Consider the following 20746-nt stretch of genomic DNA (forward strand, 5'->3'; position numbering starts at 1 on the left):
CTTGGAGATGGCTTGTGAAGCGGATCGCAATTCTTCTCGGCGGCCTGTGCCTGTCGACCCTCGTCGCCGCCCCCGCTCATGCCGGCGAAATCTTCGGCGGGCTGTACATCCACGACATCAAATCGCCGCTGACCCAAAGCGATTTCGAAGGCGGCGCGGATGTCCAGATCGGCTGGCGCGGCGGCCGCATCGGACCGACCCCGCTGCAGCCCTACGCGTTCGCTGCGCTCAACACCGCTGGCAACACCAACTATGGCGCGATCGGAATCTCGGCCAAGTTCGGCAACAAGCTGTACGTTCGCCCCGGGCTGGGGCTCGCCGTCCACACAGGCTCCGCGGGCAATTTCCAGCGCACCGACCGGATTGCCTTCGGCTCGCGGGTCCTGTTCGCTCCCGAGCTCGGCATCGGCACCCAGATCAATGATCGGCTCAGCATCGAGGCGAGTTGGGTCCACATGAGCCACGCCCAGCTGTTCGGGCGCCAGAACCCCGGCGTCGACAATGTCGGCGTGCGGGTGAACTTCGCCTTCTAAAGGCAGCGGAAAATGATCGGCTCGCCGCCCTTCACCAGCGTGAAGGGGCCAAGGAGGACGCCGTTCTCGACCCGCGCCTCGAGAGTCATTCGCCCGCCGCGGATCGCGCCCCGGTAGCGGGCGCGGAAGCTCGGCCGTATCTCGCCCACGCGCTCGGGGCCGCCGGTGCCGGGCGTATGGCGTCCGTCAACCTCGAACGTGCCGTCCCCGCGCGGCAGCAGCGGGCCGTCGATGGTCCCCGCCGCGCAATCATAGTCGAGAACCCCGGACGTTTCGCCGAGGCTCAGCCCGACGTGGCGGCCGCCCCACTCGCCGGTCACCGGAACTGCCGCCTTGGGAAAGCTCGCGCAGGCCGCGAGCCCCGCCGCGGCGGCGAAAATTGCCGCGCGCCTCACATCCGCCGCATCATGTCGAGGTGGTTGCGGACGATCGGCACCGCGTTCTTCGCCACCGGGCGAAGGGTGGCGCTTTCGCCGCGCGCGGCGAAGTCGCCGTGCAGCTTCAGCGCCGCCTCGTGGACCGCGATTTGCTGGCCATGGTAGGTCGAATCGAAATCGCTGCTGGCGATCAGCTCGTCGAGCATCGCCTGGTGCCTCGGCAGCAGGGTCGCCGACGGCAGCAGGTTGAGCCGGCGCCCGGCCAACGACAGCTGCGAGGAGGTGCCTTTATGGGCGGCGATCATCGCCCGCGCGAAGTCGCGGTGGCGCGGGTTTTGCGCGCGGGTCAGAGCTAGCTCGGATGAGCGGATTTCATAGAGGTCGATCGACGAGGCCATCGCCATGTAGTCGGCCGCGAACAGCGGCCGGATGACGACCGGCGGCGCCCCCGCCCGGGAGCGCGGGGGCTCGCTTGTTCCGCACCCGGTGAGGGCGGCGGCAGCCATGGCTGCGAAGGCGATTGGTGGGGCACGCATTGGTGGATCTCCTGCGGCTTAGCGGCCGACCATCTTCTCCGGCCGGACAACACGGTCGAACGTCTCCTCGTCGACCAGGCCGAGATCGAGCCCCGCTTCCTTCAAGCTCAGCCCCTGCTTGTGCGCATGCTTGGCGATCGCGGCGGCATTGTCGTAGCCGATCTCGGTGGCCAGCGCGGTGACCAGCATCAGCGACCGGTCTACCAGCTCGGCGATGCGCTCCTCGTCGGGCTCGAGGCCCTCGAGAGCGCGCTCGGTGAAGCTGACAATGCCGGTCCCCAGCAGGCTGATCGAGCGCAGCACATTGGCTCCGATCAGCGGCTTGAACACGTTCAGCTCGAGATGTCCCTGCATTCCGCCGATCGTCACGGCGACGTGATTGCCCATCACCTGAGCGGCGACCATGGTCAGCATTTCGGCCTGGGTCGGGTTGACCTTGCCCGGCATGATCGAGCTGCCCGGCTCGTTCTCCGGCAGCTTCAGCTCGCCCAGCCCGCAGCGCGGGCCCGAGCCCATCAGCCGGATGTCGTTGGCGATCTTGGTCAGCGAAACGGCGAGCGTGTTGAGCGCCCCGGACAGGTCGACCAGAGTGTCGTGTGCGGCCATCTCGGCGAACTTGTTGGGCGCGCTGGTGAACGGCAGGCGGGTCAAATTCGCCATCTCCTCGGCGAATGCCTTGCCAAATTCCCTGGGCGCATTGAGCCCGGTGCCGACCGCTGTGCCGCCCTGGGCGAGCCGATATAGCCTCGGCATCAATTGCTCGATGCGCTCGACATTGTCGCCGATCTGCGCCGCATAGCCGGAGAATTCCTGGCCGAGGGTCAGCGGGGTGGCGTCCTGCAAATGGGTCCGGCCGATCTTGACGATGCCGTCCCAGCGCTTGGCAAGCTCGGCCAGCCTGTCTCGCATCGCCTTGATCGCCGGGAGCAGCTTGGATTGGACGGCGCGCGCCGCGGCGACGTGCATCGCGGTTGGGAAGCTGTCGTTGGACGACTGGCTCTTGTTGACATGGTCGTTGGGATGGACCGGCTCCTTGCCGCCGCGGCTGCCGGTCAGGGCCTCGTTGGCGCGCCCTGCGATCACCTCGTTGGCGTTCATGTTCGACTGGGTGCCCGACCCGGTCTGCCAGATGACCAGCGGGAACTGGCTGTCGAGGTCGCCGCGAGCGACTTCGCCCGCCGCCTGCTGGATCGCCTCGGCGAGGTGCGGCTCGAGCAGCTCGAAGCGCGCGTTCACGCGCGCAGCCGCCTGCTTGACGAAGCCCAGCGCGTGGATGATCTCGACCGGCATGCGTTCGTTGGGGCCGAACGGGAAATTGCCGATCGAGCGCTCGGTCTGGGCGCCCCAATAGCTGTCGCCCGGAACTTCGATCGGCCCGAAGCTGTCGGTCTCGGTGCGGGTTGCGGCCATTATTTCTTGCGCGTGAAATCCACCGAAACGACGTTGGAGCCGTCATCCGCCGCGTCGCTCGGCTCGCCGCTCTGGTCGGCATCGCCGGCCTCGATCTGGGGCATGTCGTTTTCGGCCGGCTCATGCTCCTGCTGGAGCTCGGGGGCGGCGTTGGCGTGGAAGGTCAAGGAAAACTCGACCGCTGGGTCGTGGAACTGGGTGACCGCGGCGAATGGCACCCGAAGCGTCGACGGCACGCCGCCGAATGACAGTCCGACGCTGAACATGTCTTGCTCGACCTTCAGGTCCCAGAACCGGTGCTGGATGACGATCGTCATCTCGTCGGGGAAGCGCTCGACTAGGTGCTTGGGAATCGCCACTCCGGGCAGTCGCGTCTTGAAGGTGATGTAGAAGTGGTGGCCGCCGGGCAGAGCGCCGGTCCGCTCGACCTCGCCGAGCACTCGGCCGACGACGTCGCGCAAGGCCTCCTGCACGATTTCGTCGTACGGGATCAGGCTTTCGGGCGCATCGTCGCTCATCGCCTTTCCGGTGGTAGCGAGGCGGCGTTGCCGGTCAAGCGGTTGCGCGCGGCCCTTGCGCACAATTGACTTGACGCGGCTGCCGACCCGGCGACAGTCAGAGCCATGCCCGTCGACCCGACGCAGCCCTATGACGAGAGCAATGTCTTCGCGAAGATCCTGCGCGGCGAGCTGCCGTGCAAGAAGGTCTATGAGGACGACCACGCGCTCGCCTTCCACGACATCAATCCGATGGCGCCGGTCCACATCCTGGTGATCCCCAAGGGCCCGTACGTGTCGTGGGACGATTTTTCCGAGCGTGCGTCCGACGCCGAGATCGCCGGCCTCGTCCGGGCGGTCGGGCTGGTCGCCCGCGATGCGGGGATGGTCGTCCAGGGCTACCGGCTGCTGTCCAATGTCGGCAAGCGCTCGGGCCAGGAAGTGCCGCACCTCCACGTCCATATTTTCGGCGGCGAGCCATTGGGGCCGATGCTTGCCCGCTGAGCCGCATTTGTGCGGAACGGGGGATTGCTCAAACTGTTTGAGCCGCTAGGCTCCGCCGCTCCAGCCTGTCGAAGGGGAAGTCGAATGGCCACCGAAGCTCCAAAAAGGGGTCTGCTCGGGCGCATGATGCTGCGCAAAACCGTCGCGCAGGTTCAGCGCGACACCCAGACCAGCGAACTCAAGCGCTCGTTGGGTCCGTGGAACCTGGTGTTCCTCGGCATCGGCTGCATCATCGGCGCGGGCATCTTCGTCCGCACCGGCAACGCGGCGGCAATGCACGCCGGTCCCGCGGTACTGCTCTCCTTCGTCATCGCCGGCATCGTCTGCGCGTTCGCCGGGCTGAGCTACGCCGAGCTGTCGTCGACGCTTCCGGTGTCCGGCTCCGCCTACACCTACTCGTACACCACTTTGGGCGAGTTCGCGGCCTGGGTGATGGGGTCGCTGCTGCTGCTCGAATATGGCCTTGCCGCGTCGGTCGTCGCGGTCGGCTGGTCGGGCTACATGGTCAGCCTGCTCGCCGACATGGGCATCCACGTGCCCGCTGCGCTGACCGGCCCGATGGGCTATCCCAAGGAGCTTGCCGACGGCTCGACCGTCACCACGGTCTTCAACCTTCCGGCCTTCCTCGTCTGCACGGCGCTGGCCCTGCTGCTGGTGCTCGGAGTCTCGGAATCGGCCAAGGTCAACAACATCATCGTCGCGATCAAAGTGTCGGTGCTGACCGCCTTCGTCGTCGTCGGCGGCATCATCATCCTGCAGAACTGGGCGACGTTCGCGCCCAATTGGGACCCATTCATCCCGCCGCCGACCGGCCAGCAAGGCGAATTCGGCTGGAGCGGGATCATTCGCGGCGCGTCGATCGTGTTCTTCGCCTATATTGGATTCGAAGCGGTTTCGACCGCTGCCCAGGAAGCCAAGGACCCCGGCAAGGACATGCCGTTCGGGGTGATCGGCTCGCTGGTCGCGTGCACGATCATCTACATCCTGGTGTCGATCGTCCTGACCCTGATCGTTCCCTACACCGACCTCAACGTGCCAGACCCGGTCGCGGTCGCGGTCGATGCGTTCGGCCCGCAATGGGCGTGGTTCGCCTCGACCATCAAGGTCGGAGCGATCATCGGCCTGACCTCGGTCATCCTGGTGCTGATGTACGGCCAGACGCGCATCTTCTACACGATGGCGCGCGACGGGCTGCTGCCCAAGGTCTTCGCGCGGGTCCACCAGAGGTTCCGGACTCCGTGGATCAACACGCTCGTCGTGGGCCTCGCCGTGGCGATCGCCGCAGGCTTCTTCGACATCAATTTCCTCGGCGATGCGACCTCGGTCGGGACGCTGGCGGCTTTCGCCATCGTCTCCCTGACCGTGATCTGGCTGCGCCAGACCCACCCGGACATCCCGCGCGGCTTTAAAGTGCCGCTCTATCCGGTGCTTCCGGCTCTCGGCATCCTGTCGTGCGTATGGCTGATCTCTTCGGTCCCGGCCCGTGTGCTGATCTTCTTCGCCTGGTATGTCCTCGGCGGGATCGTGCTCTATTTCCTCTACGGCATGCGCAATTCTGAGCTTGCCAAGGGCCGCGATGTGATGCCCGACGACGAAACGCCTTACTTCCCGGAGGATGCGCCGCGCGACGTGACCGGTGAGCCGATCATCAGGCCGTAGCCGACCGTCAACTCTGCAACTGGGGCGGTCCAGCGATGGGCCGCCCTATTCTTGTCCGAGCAAATTGCCGGCAAGCGCCTTCAAATCCGCTTCGGGCCGAGCGCCATAATGCTGGATGACCTCGGCCGCACCGATCGCTCCCAGCTTCAGCGACCGCTCGAGACCCAGCCCGCGCGCCTCGCCGACCAGGAAGCCCGCAGCGAACAGATCGCCGGCGCCGGTGGTGTCGACGACATGCTCGACCGGCTCGGCGGGCACCTGCGCCCGCTCGCCCGCGCGGGTCGCCAGAGCGCCCTTTTCGCTGCGGGTGACGACCAGCGTCTCGACCTTGCCCTGGTAGGCGGCGATCGCGGTTTCGAGGTGCGGCACTCCGGCCATCGCCTGGATCTCGTCCTCGTTGGCGAACAGGATGTCGATTCGCCCCTCGTCGATGAGCGTGTTGAAGCCGTCGCGGTGGCGCTCGACGCAGAAGCTGTCGGACAAAGTGAAGGCGACCTTGCGGCCGGCGCTGCGCGCGACCTCGATCGCCCGGATCATCGCGTAGCGCGGGGTCTCCGGGTCCCACAGATAACCCTCGAGGTAGAGCATCGCGCAATCGGCGATCTGCGCCTCGTCGAGCGCGCTTGCCGGCAAATGCTGCGCGGCGCCGAGGAAGGTGTTCATCGTCCGGTGCCCGTCGGGCGTCACCAGCACCATCGAGCGCGCGGTCGACACTCCGTAGTCGGCCGCGGGAGTCGTGAACTCGACCCCGGCGGAGCGCAGGTCGTGGCTGTAGAACTGGCCGAGCTGGTCGGGAGCCACCTGGCCGATGAAGCCGGCTCGGCCGCCCAGCGCCGCGACTCCCGCCGCGGTGTTTCCGGCCGAGCCCCCGCTGACTTCGCGCGCCGCGCCCATGCGCGCGTACAGCCGCTCGGCTTCCTCGGCATCGATCAGCCGCATCGATCCCTTGGTCAGCCCTTCGGCGTCGAGGAAAGAGTCGTCGGTGTCGGCGATCACGTCGACGATCGCATTGCCGATCGCCAGGACGTCGAGGCGGGGTCTGGGCATCGGCGCCGCCTAGCGACGACGGCCGCTCCCGGCAAGCTTGCCTCGGCCCCGGTGCGCGGCCATCATCGAGCCCATGCGCCTCACCCTCCCTTTCGCCGCTTTGTTGCTCGCCGGCTGCGCGACCGCTCCGAGCCCGCCGCAAGCTCCGCTGCCCCAGCCGCCGCCCACCATGTCGGCGCCACCGATGCGCGGCGAGCTCATTGGAATGACCGCTTCCGAGCTTGTGCAGCGGCTGGGTACTCCGGCGCTGCAAATCCGCGAGGGCCGCAGCCTCAAGCTTCAGTTTCGAGGCTCGAGGTGCATTCTCGATGCGTATCTGTACCCGCCGCGCGACGCCTCGGGGCCAGAGCGCGTCGCCCATGTCGATGCGCGGCTGCGCTCCGGTGTGGAGACCGATCCGAGGACCTGCATCGCCTCGATGTCGCGCGCTTAGGCCAGCTGCTCCATCGCCCAGTTCGCGGCTTCCGCGACCACCGGGTCGGCATCGGCAAGATGGGGCTCGATGTCCCTGGCCAACCCAGGGTCGCCGCTGTTGCCGGCCGCGATCAAGCAGTTGCGGATCAGCCGATTGCGCCCGATGCGCTTGATCGGCGAGCCGGCGAACATTTCGCGAAACGCTGCGTCGTCGAGCGCGAGCAGGTCGCCGAGCCGGGGGGCGGCCAGCTCGGCGCGGGGCAGGAACGCCTTGTTGGCGGCGGCCGCGGTCGCGAAGCGGTTCCACGGGCATGCCGCGAGGCAATCGTCGCAGCCGTAGATGCGGTTGCCGATCGCCCGTCGAAACTCGTTCGGGATCGGCCCTGAATGCTCGATCGTCAGATAGGAGATGCAGCGCCGGGCATCGATCCGGTGGGCACCGTCGAACGCTTGCGTAGGGCAAATGTCGAGGCAGCGCGTGCAGCTCCCGCAATGATGCGAGGCGGGTGCGTCCGGCTCGAGCTCGAGGCTGGTCAGGATGATCCCGAGGAACAGCCAGCTGCCGTGCTCGCGCGACACGAGGTTGGTGTGCTTGCCCTGCCAGCCGATCCCGGCAGCGGCGCTCAGCGGCTTTTCCATCACTGGCGCGGTATCGACGAACACCTTGAGCTCGGCCGATTCTCCTGTGGCTGCGCCCGCTCGCTCGACGATGAACCGGGCGAGCGCCTTTAGCCCCTTCTTGACCGTCTTGTGATAGTCGCTGCCTTGCGCATAGGCGGAGATGCGCCCGAGGCTCGGCTGGTCGGCCAGCGACAGCGGATCGGTGCTCGGCGCGTAGCTCATTCCAAGCGCGATCGCCGAGCGCGCGTCGGGCCACAAGGCGAGCGGTGACGAGCGCTCCTCCGAGCGCTCCTCCATCCAGCCCATGGTGCCGTGATGGCCGGCCGCCAGCCAGCGCTTGAGGTCGAGCCCGGCCTCTCCCGCCGAGTCGGCGCGCGCGAACCCGCAGGCGACGAAGCCGAGCCGCTCGGCTTGCGAGCGTATTGCTTCCTTGAGGCTTTGGCTCCTATCCACGGGCCGCCGATTACACCTTTGCCCGCCAATTCTGTAGGAATTTCAGTGCTTCGCAAGGCCCAGCACCAGGTCGACACCGACCAGCCGGCAGTCGAGGCCTGCGGCCTGGTCAAGGAATTCGGCGAGACTCGCGCGGTCGACGGCATCAGCCTCGCGGTGCCGGCGGGCTCGATCTACGGGATGCTCGGACCCAATGGCGCCGGCAAGACCACCGCTCTGCGCATGCTGCTGGGGATCATCGACCCGACGTCCGGGACTCGCCGGCTGCTCGGGCACGAGCGTCCGCTCGATGCGGCGAGCGGCGTCGGCTACTTGCCGGAGGAGCGCGGCCTCTATCCAAGCATGACGGCGCGCGATGCGATCGGCTTCATGGGCGCGCTGCGCGGACTGCCGCTCAAGGAAGGCCGCCGCCGAGCCGACGATCTCCTCGCCGGCCATGGGCTCGGCAAGTGGGCGCGCAAGCCGATCCGGAACCTGTCCAAGGGAATGGCGCAGACCGTCCAGCTGCTCGGAACCATCGTCCACCGCCCGCGGCTGATTGTGCTCGACGAGCCCTTTTCCGGCCTCGACGCGATCAACCAGGCCAAGCTCGAGGAGCTGATCCGGGCCGAGGCGCGCGATGGGGTCACGGTGATCTTCTCGACGCATGTGATCGCCCACGCCGAGCGGCTGTGCGAGCGGATCGCGATCATCGCCGGCGGCAAGATCGCCTTTGAAGGCGGGGTCGATGAAGCGCGCGACCGGCTTCGGCCGATTGTTCGGCTGCGCACGCGCTCGGACGACGGACCGTGGCGCTCCGCGATCCCGGCCAATGCCGTCCGTGAGCGAGGCGAGTGGGTGTTCGAGCTGCCGACCGGTGGACCGGAACCGCTGCTCAAGGCGCTGCTCGACGGGAACGCCGGGATCGAGACCCTCGCGATCGAGCGGCCGGGCCTTCACGAAGCCTTTGTCGCGATTGCCGGCGATGCGGCCGCGGCGCAAATGGGCGATCAGGGCGAGCCCTCGTAATGGCGACGTTGCTTCGCTCGGCCTTCGTCATTGCCCGCCGCGACTTTACCGCGACGGTCTTTTCGAAGACGTTTCTACTCTTCCTACTGGGCCCGTTGTTCCCGGTGCTGATGGGGGTGATCTTCGGAGGCATCAGCGGCGCGGCGATCAGCGATGCCGAGCGGCCGGTCATCGCGGTCGTTGCCAGTGACTCCGACTTTCGAGCGCTCGCCGAGGCGCGCAGGCGCCTCGACGACGCGGTGACTTCATCGACGATGCTGCAGCTGCGCCACTTCCGGCCGGAGCCCGACGCGGCTGCTCAGCGACAGCGGCTGTTGGCCTTGGAATCGCCGCCGGTGATCGCCGTGCTCGAGGGCAGTCTCGATCGTCCGCGGCTGATCGGCGGACTCGAGGCGGAAGGGACGACGATCCGCCATGTCCGCTTCCTGGTCGATATCGCTCGGCGCGATCGTGTCGCGCCGGCGGGGGAGGTGGATGTCCAACTCTCGAAATCCACACGCTCGCCAGGCTCGCTGGCGCCGGCCCGGGCGCTCACCGCGCGCGCCGGGCAGACGGTGCTGTTCCTGCTCACCATCCTGTTGTCCGGAATGCTCTTGTCCCAGCTGATCGACGAGAAAGCGAACAAGATCATCGAGGTGCTTGCGGCGGCGGTGCCGATCGACGCGATCTTCCTCGGCAAGCTGTTCGCGATGCTCGTCATGTCGCTGCTGGGGATCGCCGTGTGGACGGCAACGGGCGCGGCGACGATTGCGTTGATGACCGACCAGGGCCTGTCGGCGCTGCCGGCGCCGGCAACGGGCTGGCCGGCGTTCCTGACCCTGGCCGTGGTCTATTTCATGATGAGCTATCTGCTGCTCGGCTCGGTGTTCCTCGGCATCGGCGGGCAGGCCTCGACCGCCCGCGAAGTTCAGACCCTGTCGATGCCGGCGACCATGGCGCAGGTCGTCGTGTTCGCGCTCGCCGCGACCGCTGTTGGAGTGCCCGACAGCCCGCGAGCACTCGCCGCCGCGGTTTTCCCGCTGTCGTCCCCGTTCGTGATGATCGCGCGCGCCGCCGAGCAGCCCCAGATCTGGCCGCATCTGGTCGCGATCGCCTGGCAGGCATTGTGGGTGGCGTTGATCGTCCGCGTCGCCTCGCGAATCTTCCGCCGAAGCGTCCTCAAGTCCGGCCCCCGGCGCCGGTTCTGGAGGCGCGCCGCGAAAGCCTAGTTCAGCGCGGCCCGCGCCATTTCCTCGAGCTTGGCCATCAGCGCGCGGTGCGGGAAGGGGCCGTGGCTGATGCGGGCGACGCCGGCGCTCGCCCACGCCGCTTTGTCCGGCGCGCCGGGAAACGCGATGACGTTCAGGGGGAGCGGGACTTCGCGGACGATCCGCTCGATTTGGCGCGGATCGGCGAGGCGCGGAACGAAGAATCCGCTCGCGCCGGCGTCGGAAAAGGCCTTGCCGCGCTCGATCGCCGCGTCGACCAGTGCCGAATCATATTGCTGCGTTTTCAAGTAAAGGTCGGTGCGGGCGTTGATGAAGAAGCGGTCGCCGACGGCCAGCCGGATCGCCTCGATGCGCTTCGCCTGCTCCTTGAGCGGGTGCAGGCCCTCTCCATCGATCACCTGGTCCTCGAAGTTGCAGCCGACGGCGCCGGTCGCCATCAGCCGGGCGACGTTTGCCGCCGCTTTGGCCGGGTCGACCGAATAAGCGCTTTCGAAATCGACGGTCACCGGCACCTCGACGGCATCGACAATGCGCTTGGCGTTGGCCAATGCGAAGTCGATCGGCACCTGCTGTCCGTCCGACCAGCCGTTGGCGTCGGCGACCGGGTGGCTGCCGGTGGCGAGCGCTTTCGCCCCCGCCCGGGCGACCGCCTGGGCGCTGCCCACGTCCCAAATGTTGTACAGGACCACCGGATTGCCGGGGACATGCAAAGCCGCGAAGGTTTCGAACCTGCCCGCCATTTCCGCTCGCCTCCGTCAGACGCGGTTTGGGTAGACCGGCCGGATGTCGACCGGAATATGGGTCATCGTCCCGATCACCTGGCTGGCCTCGGGATCGAGCGATCCCCACTTGTCGAGGAACGCCTTGGTCCCGGCATAGTCCCCGCCGCCCTGCCGCCGGACAATCTCACCGACCAGGTCGCGGATCGCGGCGTCGATCTTCGCTTCATCGATCCGGAAGCGCTTCGCCCTTGGGTCCCAGACGATCGCGCCCTTGTCGCGCAGATAGCGGTACTGCATCGCCGCGCCCTTGCCGTGCGCCTCGTGTGTGCCGAAGCGCATCGCCCGGAAGAGGCCGGCGACATAGGTCGCGCGTATCTGCGGTCGCTCGGCGGCGGGGATCACGCCTTTGTCCATCATGTGCATGACGTTGTAGGCGCCCATGACGTCGGCCTTGGCCTCCTCGAACCCGCTGGCGACGTCCTTCAGTTCCTTGTCGACCGTTGTCTTGCGGCCGCCGATAGTGATCGTCCCCGGTCCCAGGCTGTGCGACAATTCGTGGAACAGCGTCTCCATGAACATGTAGCGTTGGGTGACGTTGCCGGCCTGCTCGGGGACCAGCACCAGGCTCCCCATCGGCTTCAGGATGCGGTCGTATTTGGCGCCGAGCACGTTGCGCAGGATGACCTTCTTGGCGCCCTTGGCTTCGCGCACCCGCTCGTCGTTGGGCAGGTTGAAGGCGATCGTCTGGACGCCCGGGACATTGTCGCCGCCGCCGTGGACCTGGTCGGCGACCACCAGCGGCGATTCAAAGCCGCGCTGGAAATTCTTGTACTTGGCCTCGACGGGAAGGTTTTCCTCCATGCCGCGCAATTGCGCCTTGTAAACGTCGAGCGCCTGCGACTCTTCGGGATTGCGAAGGGTGACGAACGCCTCGAACGCGGTCTTCCGGCCGTACAGCGTGTCGGTGTAAACCTCGTAGGGGCCGATCGCGATCTCGATCGGGGTGCCGGTGAGGTCCATCCAGGCGAGTTCGGATTCGTAATAGTCGTCGGTCCGGAAAGCCTCGGCGCGAAGGTTGAGGAACTTCTTGAGGCTGGCATTGCTGGTCTTCGCCGCGGCTTGCTCGAGCAGCTTCGCCGCCGGCTCGAGCCACTGCCGATATTCCTGGCTGTAAGGGACGGCGACCAGCCGGTCGCCCTGCCGCCGAACCACCGTGTACGGGCTGGTGAGCGCTTCCGCCTGGTCCGGATGGGCGGCGAGATAGGCGTCGAATTGCTCCTTGGTGAGGTCGGTCGGGTAGAAGTTCGCGCCCGGCGGCTTGGCCTGGCTGCCGAGCAACGGCTTGTCCTCCTCGAGGCTGTTCCACGGGCCGAAGAAGGTGTCGAACCGCTCGAGCAATTCGGGTTCGTTCCTGGCCGCGACCTCGGCGCGCAGCGCGTCATAATTGGGCGTCGCCTGCCGCTTGTAGATTTCGCTCATCAGGTCGGCCGCCTGGATGAGGATGTTGACCACTTCGCGCTCCTCGGCGGTGAGGAAGCTGGTGTCGGGGTTCATTTCGACCCGCGCCAGCTTGGCAACCGCGGCCGGCTGCGCTCCTTCGGCGGCATTGCCGGTCGTGGTCGCGGTGTTGGTGGTGGTCGCGACCTCGCACGCGGCGAGCGAGAGGATGGAAAGGGCGGCGGCGGCTCCCAGCCAGCGGGTTTTGGTCATGGCGTCGATCTAGCAGCGAGCGCGAGGCTTGGGCAAACCGCTATTGCGGCGCGGGACCGAGCTGCTGCCAAAGCTCGACCTTGATCCCGTCGCAGTCGAGGATCCAGGCGAAGCGGCCATAATCCTCGTCCTGCCGGCCGAGGATGGCGATCCCCTTGGCTTGAAGGTCGGCGATCATCGCGTCGAGGTCGTCGACGCGCAGATTGAGCATGAAGGGAATCCCGCTCGGCTCGAAATAGTCGCTGTCCGGCTTGAATGGGGACAGCAATGAAAATCCCTCGCCATCGTCCTTCTTGAACGGGAACATCGCGCCCCATTCGCCGCCGATGCCCAGATTGTCCTGGTACCAGGCGCGCGTGGCGTCCGGGTCCGCCACTTTGTAGAAGATGCCGCCAAGGCCGGTGATGCGCGCCATGCCGCCCTGTATCCGCGCAATGCTCATCGCGCCAACGGCGCCGCTAGTGCACGAACCTCGCGACGACGTCGCGGTAGGAGCGGCTGACCTTTACCTGTGCTCCTGAATCCAGGACCAGGAAGCATTCGCCATTGGTGTGCGGCTTGACCTGGCGAACCAGGTCGAGGTTGACGATGGTCGAGCGATGGACGCGCTGGAACCGGCGCGGGTCGAGGCGTTTTTCGAGATCCTTCATCGTTTCGCGCAGGATCAGCGTGTTGTCCCCGGTCTGGATGCACATGTAGTCGCCGGCGGCGTCGATCCGCTCGATCGTGTCGACGTCGACTCGGAAAATCTGTCCCTGGTCCTTGATGTTGATCATCCGCTCGAAGCGGTTGGCGGCCGGAGCGTCGCCGGCGGTCTCCTCGGCCAGCGATTCCGCGGCCTCCGGCGCATGCTCGACCAGCACTTCCTTGAGGCGCTCCGCCTCTTCCGCGCCGCGCTTTTCGGTCAGCCGCTGGCGAACCCGGTCGAGAGTCGCCGCCAGGCGGTCCTCGTCGACCGGCTTCATCAGATAATCGACGGCCTGGGACTCGAACGCCCGAAGCGCATGGTCGCCGTAGGCAGTGACGAACACGAAGAGGGGCGGCTCGACCTCCATCAGCCCCTGGATGACCGAGAAGCCGTCGAACCCCGGCATCTGGATGTCGAGGAACACCAGGTCCGGCTTGTGGGTCTTGATCGCCCGGATCGCCTCGCGGCCGTTGGCCGCGGTGGCGACCACCTCGACATCGTCGTGCGCCTGAAGCCGGAGCTGAAGACCCTGGGTCGCGAGCGGCTCGTCGTCGACCAATACGGTCCGGATGTTCATCAATCCCTGTCTCCGCTCTCGAATGGAATTTCGATGATAACGCTGAACCCCCCACGTTCGTTCTTTCGAGTCGTAAATGCGTGCGCCGCTCCATAGGCCTGCGCCAGCCGGTCGCGAATGTTCGCCAGTCCGACCCCGGTCGAGGGACTGGCCGCCAAGCTGGCGCCTTCACCGTCGCCATTGTCGGCGACTTCGATCCGCACCGACTCCCCTTGGCGGTGCGCGGTGATCCAGATGTCGGCGCCGCTTTCGCTCGCCGTCACCGCATATTTGATCGCATTCTCGATCAGCGGCTGGAGCAGCAGCGACGGCAGCCGGGCGCCGATCGTCTCCGACTCGATCTTGAAGTGCGGCCGCAGCCGGTCCTCGAAGCGCATCTTCTCGATCTCGAGGTAGAGCTTCAACGTCTCCACCTCCTGCGCCAGGGTCACCTTGGCGGTCGGCTCGTTGACCAGCGTATAGCGCAGGAACGAGGACAGCCGGGCGAGCATCGCGTTCGCGCGCTCGGTCTGCTTCAACAGCACCAGGGTCGAGATCGAATTCAAGGTGTTGAACAGGAAGTGCGGGTTCAACTGGTAGCGCAGCATCGCCAGCTGGGCGCTCGAGGCCTGGCTCTCGAGCCGCTCGCGCTGGTCGATCTGCTCTTCGAGCAGCAAGAAGTAATTGATCCCGTAGTAGAGCGCGGCCCACGCGGCGAGCAGCGAGAAATTGAGCAGGATTGCACCCAGATATTCGAATCCGACCGGCCGGGCGTCGGGCTTGAGGAAGGTCGCGTAGCTCCACGTCTCGATGATCGAAAAAGCGCTCGCGGCGAACATCACTGCCACCAGCGACAGGGCGACGGTCAGCAGCGCGCGCATCGCGATCAGCCGGCGGAACAGAGTCGCCAGAAGCAGGGTCAGCGAATAGCCGGTCGCGGTCAGCAGCAACGTGTGGACGACCCACATCCAGCCCATCGAATTGGCGAAGCCGGACAGGGACCGGAGGATGAAATAGCCCGACCAGCCGATCGACTGGAGGATCCAGAACGCCCGGTTCTTGTCGGCGAAGAACGGCTGGTCGAGGCCGATGCCCTCGGCGATCGGAGCGGCGGGCGACTGGATTCGGGGCGCGTTGGAGCGGCCCGCCCGTCGAGCCGGCCGCTGCCGCCGTTCCAGTGCCGCGCTGTCGGTCGCCATTGGCCGTGGATATAGGCGCGAAATTTCCTCATTGCGAGAAGCGCGGGCTCCGGGGCGGTCCTCGAGCGAGGGTAGCGGAATGGCCCGGCGTGTTTTCGCGGCACCGAAACGCTCGCCCTACGTTGGCATTGCCGAGTTCGGCTTAGGGAAGCATTTAAATGAAGCTTTGGTCGCGGGCGGTGCTGGTCGCCGCAATGGTTCTGACGGCATCGTGCCGGTTCGTCGAGCAGGACAATGGCGCGCAGCCCGCCTCCAACGGAGCGGCCGCCATCGCGCCGATCCTCAACACCGCCGACGCCAGGGACATCCACAGCTTCGCTCGGCCGCGGGAAGCGCGCGTCCACCACGTCGCGCTCGATCTGGCTGTCGACTTCGACGCCAAGCGCATCGGCGGCACCGCGACGCTCGACATCCAGCGCCGTCCCGAGGCGAAGGAGATCATCCTCGACGACAAGGGGCTGGAGATCGAGAGCATCACCGACGGCGAGGGCGAGCCGCTGGCATGGAAGGTCGGGGCGGCTGACTCCAACCTCGGAGCCCCGTTGGCGGTCGCGCTTCGTCCCGACACCGAGCGGCTGGTCATTCGCTACAAGAGCGCGCCCGAGGCCGAAGCGCTGCAGTGGCTGACTCCTCAGCAGACGGCCGGGAAGAAGCAGCCTTATCTGTTCAGCCAGGGTCAGGCGATCCTCAACCGCACCTGGATCCCGACCCAGGATTCGCCCGGAATCCGCCAGAGCTGGGAAGCGAAGATCCGGGTTCCCGCCGGCCTCACCGCGGTGATGAGCGCGCCCCGTGCGGCCGAGCCGATCACTCAGGGCGGCGAGAGCCTGTTCGAATATCGAATGGCCAACAGCGTTCCGCCCTATCTGATCGCGATCGCGGTTGGCGACCTCGCGTTCAAGCCGCTGGGGCCGCGCTCGGGCGTATGGACCGAGCCGGCGATGCTCGACGCCGCTGCAACCGAGCTTGCCGACACCGAGAAGATGATCGACGCCGCCGAGAAGCTGTTCGGCCCCTATCTGTGGGAACGCTACGACATGATCGTCCTGCCGCCGTCCTTCCCGTTCGGCGGCATGGAAAACCCGAACCTCACCTTCCTGACCCCGACCTTCATCGCCGGTGACAAGAGCCTGGTCAGCCTGATTGCCCACGAGCTCGCTCACAGCTGGTCGGGCAATCTCGCGACGAATGCGACCTGGGCCGACTTCTGGCTCAACGAGGGCATGACCACCTACGCCACCTATCGCATCGGCGAGGCGATCTACGGGCCCAAGTACGCGGCGCAGCAATATGCGCTCGGAGTCGACTCGCTGAACGAGGAGATCGGGACCCTCGGCGGAGCCAGGGCTCCCGACACTCGGCTGCACATCGACCTCAAGGGCCGCAGCCCCGACCATGGCCTGACCGAAATCGCCTATGAGAAAGGCGCCGCTTTTCTCCGCACGATCGAGGCGACGGTCGGACGCGAGCGGTTCGACGCCTGGCTCAAGGGCTGGTTCGAGCGTCACCGATTCGAGCCGGTCACCTCGGCGATCTTCCTCGCCGACATCCGCAAGCATCTGGTCAAGGGCGATGCGGCGCTCGAACGCAAGCTGATGCTCGACGAGTGGGTCTACCAGCCCGGGCTGCCGCCCAACATGGTGCGGCCGGACCGGCTGGCGTTCACCGATGTCGACCGGTCGGTCGCCGGGTTCGCGCGCGGCGCCGCTCCCGACACCGCCGCCTGGTCGCGCTGGAACACCGCCGAGCGGCTGCGATTCCTCAGCAAGCTCCCGCGCAAGCTCCCCAAGGCGCGGCTCGACGCGCTCAACCAGGCGTTCGGGCTGAATGGCGTCGGCAATATGGAGGTCCGCTTTGCCTGGCTCGAGCTCGCGGTCGGCAACCGCTACGATCCCGCGGTCCCGTCGCTCGAGCAGTTCCTGACCACGCAGGGCCGTCGCAAGTTCGTCCGGCCGCTGATCAAGGCGCTGGCCGAGGATTCGAGCTGGGGCCGCCCAATCGCGGCTCGGATCTACCCGCGCGGGAGGCCGCTCTACCACCCGCTGGTCACCGGCGAGCTGGACGAATTGAAGCTCGGCGGCGGATGATTCAGTCGGCCGATCCTTAACCGCCCTTAAACGCTCTTTCGCTACCCGTTTGCCCGGACTTGGAACGGCAGGCGGATGTACGAGGCCCCAGATCGCTATAAACGGATGATTTCCGCGCGCCTTCCAGGCGGGGAATCGCTTGGCCTGACCAGCCGCGAAGGCGACGGCGGAAGCTCCCCTCTCAAGGACGTGCAATTGATCTCGCGTGCGCAGCTGGCGCCGTTCTTCGCGGCCGCCAACATCGTTGCCGCGCTGATGATGGCGGCGGTGCTGTGGGGCGAGGTCGCCGTCACCTGGCTGCTGCCGTGGTGCGGATCGATCGCGATCGTCAATCTGGCCGCGATGCAGCTCGCCCGGACCCAGGCGATCACTCATGTCGGCCGCTCGGGCCACCAGGTGCCGCACTGGCTGATGGTCGGCGACGTCACCTTGCGCGCCGTGCTGTGGCTCAGCCTGCCGTTGGCCATGTTCCCGGGGCTGTCGCCCGAAACCCAGGTGATCGCCGCCTCCGTGATGGCGGGACTGGGCATCGGCGCGCTCGGCCTGGTCGTCGTTCCGCCGTGCGTCACCGCCTGGATGTCGTCCTTCACCGCCGGGGTCAGCGTTGCCCTGCTCCTCGGCCGCAACACCGTGCCCTTTCCGCACATGTTGTCGATCCTGTTCACTCTGGGAGTCGCGATCTTCGGAGTGTTGGCGGTCGCCCGCTGGGCGTTCCACCAGCTCAAGACCAACGCCGACTTCGGATCGCAGAGCGAGAGCGCCAGCCTTCTGCTCCAGGAATATGAGCAGCGCGGAGTCGGCTGGCTGTGGCAGGTCGATTCGGAGAATCGCGTTACGTACATCTCGTCGCGGATGACCGCGTTGCTCGACCGCCCGGCAAGCCAGCTGCTCGGCCATTCGCTGCCCTCGCTGCTCGGCGGCAACGCCGAGCTCGGGCGACTGCTGCTGGAACGCCAGCCGTTCAACGCGGTCGAAATGGAACTCAAGACCGCTCGCGGCGAGCGCTGGATTTCGATTGGCGGCGACCCGATCATCGACACGGCCGGGCGCTTCGAAGGCTTCCGCGGAGTCGGCTCGGACATTACCGAGATCCGCCAGACGCAGGAGCGGCTGACCCATCTCGCCAACGTCGACGTGCTGTCCGGCCTGCCCAATCGCGGCCGGGTCCGCCAATTGCTCGGCGAAGCGCTGCGCACCGCGACCGTCAGCAATGTGCCGTGCGCGATCCTGTTCCTCGATCTCGACGGCTTCAAGCCGGTCAACGACACGTTCGGCCACCCGAAGGGCGACGCCGTGCTTCGAGCCGTCGCCAAGCGGCTGGTGGACGAGGTCGGCAGCGACGGCCACGTCGGTCGAATGGGCGGCGACGAGTTCGCGATCGTCGTCATCGACGCTCAAAGCCGCCGCAATGTCGAAGGGATGGCCGACCGGATCATCAAGACGATCGCCGCTCCCTACATGATTGATCAGACCGAGATCCGGATCGGAGTCTCGATCGGCTGCGCGTTCGGGCCGATCGACGGCGCCACCGTCGACGACCTGATCCTCAAGGCCGACCTCGCGCTCTACGAAGCCAAGGGCGCCGGCCGCGGCATCGCCCGCTATTTCTCGTCCGAGCTCCAGTCGGAGCAGGAGGACCGGGTCCGCCTCGAGACCGACATCCGCCAGGCGATCGCCTCGAAGCAGTTCCACCTCGCCTTCCAGCCGCTGGTCAACGCCAAGGACCAGAAACTGACCGGTTTCGAGGCGCTGATCCGCTGGAACCATCCGCAGCGCGGGCTTGTGCCGCCGAACGTCTTCATCCCGGTCGCCGAGGAGGCCGGATTGATGCCGGTGATCGGCGAATGGGTGATCGACGAAGCCTGCCGGGCCGCGGCGACCTGGCCCGAGCCGATCACGGTCGCTCTCAACATCAGCCCCAAGCAGATCGCGCTCGCCGCGCTTCCCAACACGGTCAGCGAGGCGCTCGCCCGCCACAAGCTGCCCGGCAACCGGATCGAGCTCGAGGTGACCGAGGGCGTGTTCCTCGGCGACAACGGCTCGACTCTCGATGTCCTGAAGCGGCTTCGCCAGCTCGGGGTCGGAATCGCGCTCGACGATTTCGGCACCGGCTATTCGTCGATCGGCTATCTGAACAAAGCGGTGTTCCACAAATTGAAGATCGACGGCAGCTTCGTCCGCGAAGCCGGAACCCGTCCGGAGAATGTCGCGATCATCCAGTCGATCGTCCAGCTCGCCAAGAGCTTCCGGATGTCGGTCACCGCCGAGGGCGTCGAGACGGCCGAGGATTTCGAGCGCATGCGCGATCTCGGCTGCGACACCATCCAGGGCTATCTGTTCGGCCGCCCGCTCAGCTACGAGCGCGCCAACCAGATGGTGATCGGGCTGGGCGCGAAGCGCATGGCGGGCTGAGCGGTACTGCCTGCCGAACGGGCTCGTACTTGTTTTCCATCTGTGCCCCCTGATGATCCGCAGTCGATATGTTCAGCCCATTGCCGCCCGCTATTCGTCAATTCCCCGCCAGCGCGCCGCGCACGGCCCTGTCGAGCGCCTCGGCGCGGAACGGCTTGGTCAGCAGCGGCGCCTTGGGCGCGACCCGTCGCACGGCTTCGGTTTCGCTGTAGCCGGAGACGAACAGGATCGGCTGGCCGGGCGCTTCGGCCAGGATCCGCTTGGCGACTTCGGCGCCCGACAAGCCCGGCATGATGAAGTCGAGCACCACCAGGTCGGGCCGCTCGCTGGCAAACGCCTTGAGGCCCTTGCGGCCGTCGCTCGCCTCGGCGACCCGATAGCCCTGCTCCTCGAGGCTGCTGACGATGAAGCCGCGGACGTCGGGGTCGTCGTCGATCACCAGCACCGACGCATCCCTCGCCTCGCTATGGTGGCGCTCGGCGTCGGCATCGCCCGCCTCGGCCGCCGCGGCCGACTGTTCGGCGACCCGGAACAGCAGCTTGACGGTGGTGCCGTCGCCCGGCGGGCTGACGATCCGCGCGCTGCCTCCCGATTGCCGGGCCATTCCATAGACCATCGACAGCCCGAGGCCCGTGCCCTTGCCGACCTCCTTGGTGGTGAAGAAGGGCTCGAACGCGCGCGCGGCGACCTCCTCGCTCATTCCCGGACCGGTGTCGGTGATCGACAGCTCGACATAATCGCCGCTCTCGAGTTCGGAATCCTGGTCGACCTTCACCTGGCGGGTCGAGAATGTCAGGACGCCGCCGTCCGGCATCGCGTCGCGGGCGTTGATCGCCAGGTTGAGGACCGCGACCTCGAGCTGGGTCGGGTCGGCCATCACCGGCAGCTCCTCCTCGTCGAGGCTGAAGCGCTTTTCGATCCCGGGGCCGAGCACATTGCGCAGCAGCGGGCGCATGTTGATCATTAGCGGCGCGACCGCCGTCGGCCGCACCTCGAGCCGTTGGACGCGGCTGAACGCCAGCAACTGGCCGGTCAGCCGGGCGCCGCGCTCGGCCGCCGACAGTGCGTTCTCGGCATAGCGCTTGAGCTTCTCGTCCTCGGCGCG

20 protein-coding genes are annotated in these 20746 nt (G+C 66.8%); 8 read left to right on the forward strand and 12 right to left on the reverse strand.

Going from position 1 to position 20746, the window contains the following annotated elements; translation table 11 throughout:
• Positions 1–14: 14 nt before the first annotated feature.
• A complete protein-coding gene (locus H0T81_RS08395) occupies positions 15–533 on the forward strand; it encodes an acyloxyacyl hydrolase (RefSeq protein WP_294011768.1) in 519 nt (172 codons plus the stop codon).
• On the opposite strand, the gene H0T81_RS08400 is transcribed toward H0T81_RS08395, so the two are convergent.
• From H0T81_RS08400 to H0T81_RS08415, 4 genes are read right to left on the reverse strand one after another with little or no spacing between them, the layout of a single operon-like run.
• On the reverse strand, positions 530–928 hold the full coding sequence (locus tag H0T81_RS08400) for a hypothetical protein (RefSeq protein ID WP_294011770.1): 399 nt from the start codon (positions 926–928) through the stop codon (positions 530–532). The two genes, H0T81_RS08395 and H0T81_RS08400, sit on opposite strands and share 4 nt — an antisense overlap.
• Entirely contained in the window at positions 925–1446 is a 522-nt protein-coding gene (locus H0T81_RS08405; RefSeq protein WP_294011772.1) for a DUF4142 domain-containing protein, read from the reverse strand. The genes H0T81_RS08400 and H0T81_RS08405 overlap by 4 nt, the downstream gene beginning before the upstream one ends.
• 18 nt (positions 1447–1464) lie before the next feature.
• Entirely contained in the window at positions 1465–2856 is a 1392-nt protein-coding gene (gene fumC / locus H0T81_RS08410) for a class II fumarate hydratase (RefSeq protein ID WP_294011774.1), read from the reverse strand.
• Positions 2856–3374 carry a ClpXP protease specificity-enhancing factor SspB gene (locus H0T81_RS08415; protein WP_294011776.1) on the reverse strand — a complete coding sequence of 173 codons (519 nt, stop codon included), beginning with the start codon at positions 3372–3374 and terminating at the stop codon, positions 2856–2858. Before H0T81_RS08415 ends, fumC begins: the two co-directional genes overlap by 1 nt.
• A gap of 105 nt (positions 3375–3479) precedes the next feature.
• Between H0T81_RS08415 and H0T81_RS08420 the strand changes: the two genes are divergently transcribed.
• Both H0T81_RS08420 and H0T81_RS08425 read left to right on the forward strand, forming a co-directional pair.
• The gene (locus tag H0T81_RS08420; RefSeq protein WP_294011778.1) at positions 3480–3857 is read left to right on the forward strand and encodes a histidine triad nucleotide-binding protein; all 378 of its coding nucleotides are present in this window, start codon (positions 3480–3482) and stop codon (positions 3855–3857) included.
• Positions 3858–3980: 123 nt separating this feature from the next.
• The gene (locus H0T81_RS08425; RefSeq protein ID WP_294011780.1) at positions 3981–5516 is read left to right on the forward strand and encodes an amino acid permease; all 1536 of its coding nucleotides are present in this window, start codon (positions 3981–3983) and stop codon (positions 5514–5516) included.
• Between the two features lie 45 nt (positions 5517–5561).
• Here the strand turns inward: H0T81_RS08425 and H0T81_RS08430 are convergent, their stop codons facing one another.
• Positions 5562–6563 (reverse strand): adenosine kinase, encoded by a 1002-nt coding sequence (locus tag H0T81_RS08430; protein WP_294011782.1) that lies wholly within the window; start codon positions 6561–6563, stop codon positions 5562–5564.
• A gap of 73 nt (positions 6564–6636) precedes the next feature.
• Between H0T81_RS08430 and H0T81_RS08435 the strand changes: the two genes are divergently transcribed.
• Positions 6637–6996 carry a hypothetical protein gene (locus H0T81_RS08435; protein WP_294011784.1) on the forward strand — a complete coding sequence of 120 codons (360 nt, stop codon included), beginning with the start codon at positions 6637–6639 and terminating at the stop codon, positions 6994–6996.
• On the opposite strand, the gene queG is transcribed toward H0T81_RS08435, so the two are convergent.
• Complete coding sequence (gene queG, locus H0T81_RS08440) at positions 6993–8051, reverse strand: tRNA epoxyqueuosine(34) reductase QueG (protein ID WP_294011786.1); 1059 nt, start codon at positions 8049–8051, stop codon at positions 6993–6995. The two genes, H0T81_RS08435 and queG, sit on opposite strands and share 4 nt — an antisense overlap.
• Before the next feature lie 45 nt (positions 8052–8096).
• Here queG and H0T81_RS08445 point away from each other — a divergent pair, with 45 nt between their 5' ends.
• The gene (locus H0T81_RS08445; protein ID WP_294011788.1) at positions 8097–9059 is read left to right on the forward strand and encodes an ATP-binding cassette domain-containing protein; all 963 of its coding nucleotides are present in this window, start codon (positions 8097–8099) and stop codon (positions 9057–9059) included.
• Positions 9059–10267, forward strand: a complete 1209-nt coding sequence (locus H0T81_RS08450; RefSeq protein ID WP_294011790.1) for an ABC transporter permease — start codon at positions 9059–9061, stop codon at positions 10265–10267. Before H0T81_RS08445 ends, H0T81_RS08450 begins: the two co-directional genes overlap by 1 nt.
• Here H0T81_RS08450 and H0T81_RS08455 read toward each other — a convergent pair.
• Genes H0T81_RS08455 through H0T81_RS08475 form a run of 5 tightly spaced genes read right to left on the reverse strand, consistent with a single transcriptional unit; the run spans position 10264 to position 15142 of the window.
• Positions 10264–11007 carry an isocitrate lyase/phosphoenolpyruvate mutase family protein gene (locus H0T81_RS08455; RefSeq protein WP_294011792.1) on the reverse strand — a complete coding sequence of 248 codons (744 nt, stop codon included), beginning with the start codon at positions 11005–11007 and terminating at the stop codon, positions 10264–10266. The genes H0T81_RS08450 and H0T81_RS08455 overlap by 4 nt on opposite strands.
• Before the next feature lie 15 nt (positions 11008–11022).
• Positions 11023–12699, reverse strand: coding sequence for a hypothetical protein (locus tag H0T81_RS08460; protein ID WP_294011794.1), 1677 nt, complete (start codon positions 12697–12699; stop codon positions 11023–11025).
• 40 nt (positions 12700–12739) lie between these two features.
• Positions 12740–13114 (reverse strand): VOC family protein, encoded by a 375-nt coding sequence (locus tag H0T81_RS08465; protein WP_294011796.1) that lies wholly within the window; start codon positions 13112–13114, stop codon positions 12740–12742.
• Positions 13115–13157: 43 nt separating this feature from the next.
• Complete coding sequence (locus tag H0T81_RS08470; protein WP_294011798.1) at positions 13158–13964, reverse strand: LytTR family DNA-binding domain-containing protein; 807 nt, start codon at positions 13962–13964, stop codon at positions 13158–13160.
• Positions 13964–15142 (reverse strand): histidine kinase, encoded by a 1179-nt coding sequence (locus H0T81_RS08475; RefSeq protein WP_294011800.1) that lies wholly within the window; start codon positions 15140–15142, stop codon positions 13964–13966. The genes H0T81_RS08470 and H0T81_RS08475 overlap by 1 nt, the downstream gene beginning before the upstream one ends.
• Positions 15143–15300: 158 nt before the next feature.
• Between H0T81_RS08475 and H0T81_RS08480 the strand changes: the two genes are divergently transcribed.
• Together H0T81_RS08480 and H0T81_RS08485 are read left to right on the forward strand one after the other, a co-directional pair.
• Positions 15301–17229, forward strand: a complete 1929-nt coding sequence (locus H0T81_RS08480; protein WP_294011802.1) for a M1 family metallopeptidase — start codon at positions 15301–15303, stop codon at positions 17227–17229.
• 75 nt (positions 17230–17304) lie between these two features.
• Complete coding sequence (locus tag H0T81_RS08485; protein WP_294011803.1) at positions 17305–19641, forward strand: EAL domain-containing protein; 2337 nt, start codon at positions 17305–17307, stop codon at positions 19639–19641.
• Between the two features lie 97 nt (positions 19642–19738).
• On the opposite strand, the gene H0T81_RS08490 is transcribed toward H0T81_RS08485, so the two are convergent.
• Positions 19739–20746: response regulator (locus H0T81_RS08490; RefSeq protein ID WP_294011805.1), on the reverse strand; the 1008-nt coding region annotated here is incomplete at its 5' end.

The sequence above is a fragment of the Sphingomonas sp. genome, from assembly GCF_013812825.1.
In the GTDB taxonomy this organism is placed as follows: Bacteria; Pseudomonadota; Alphaproteobacteria; order Sphingomonadales; family Sphingomonadaceae; genus Sphingomicrobium.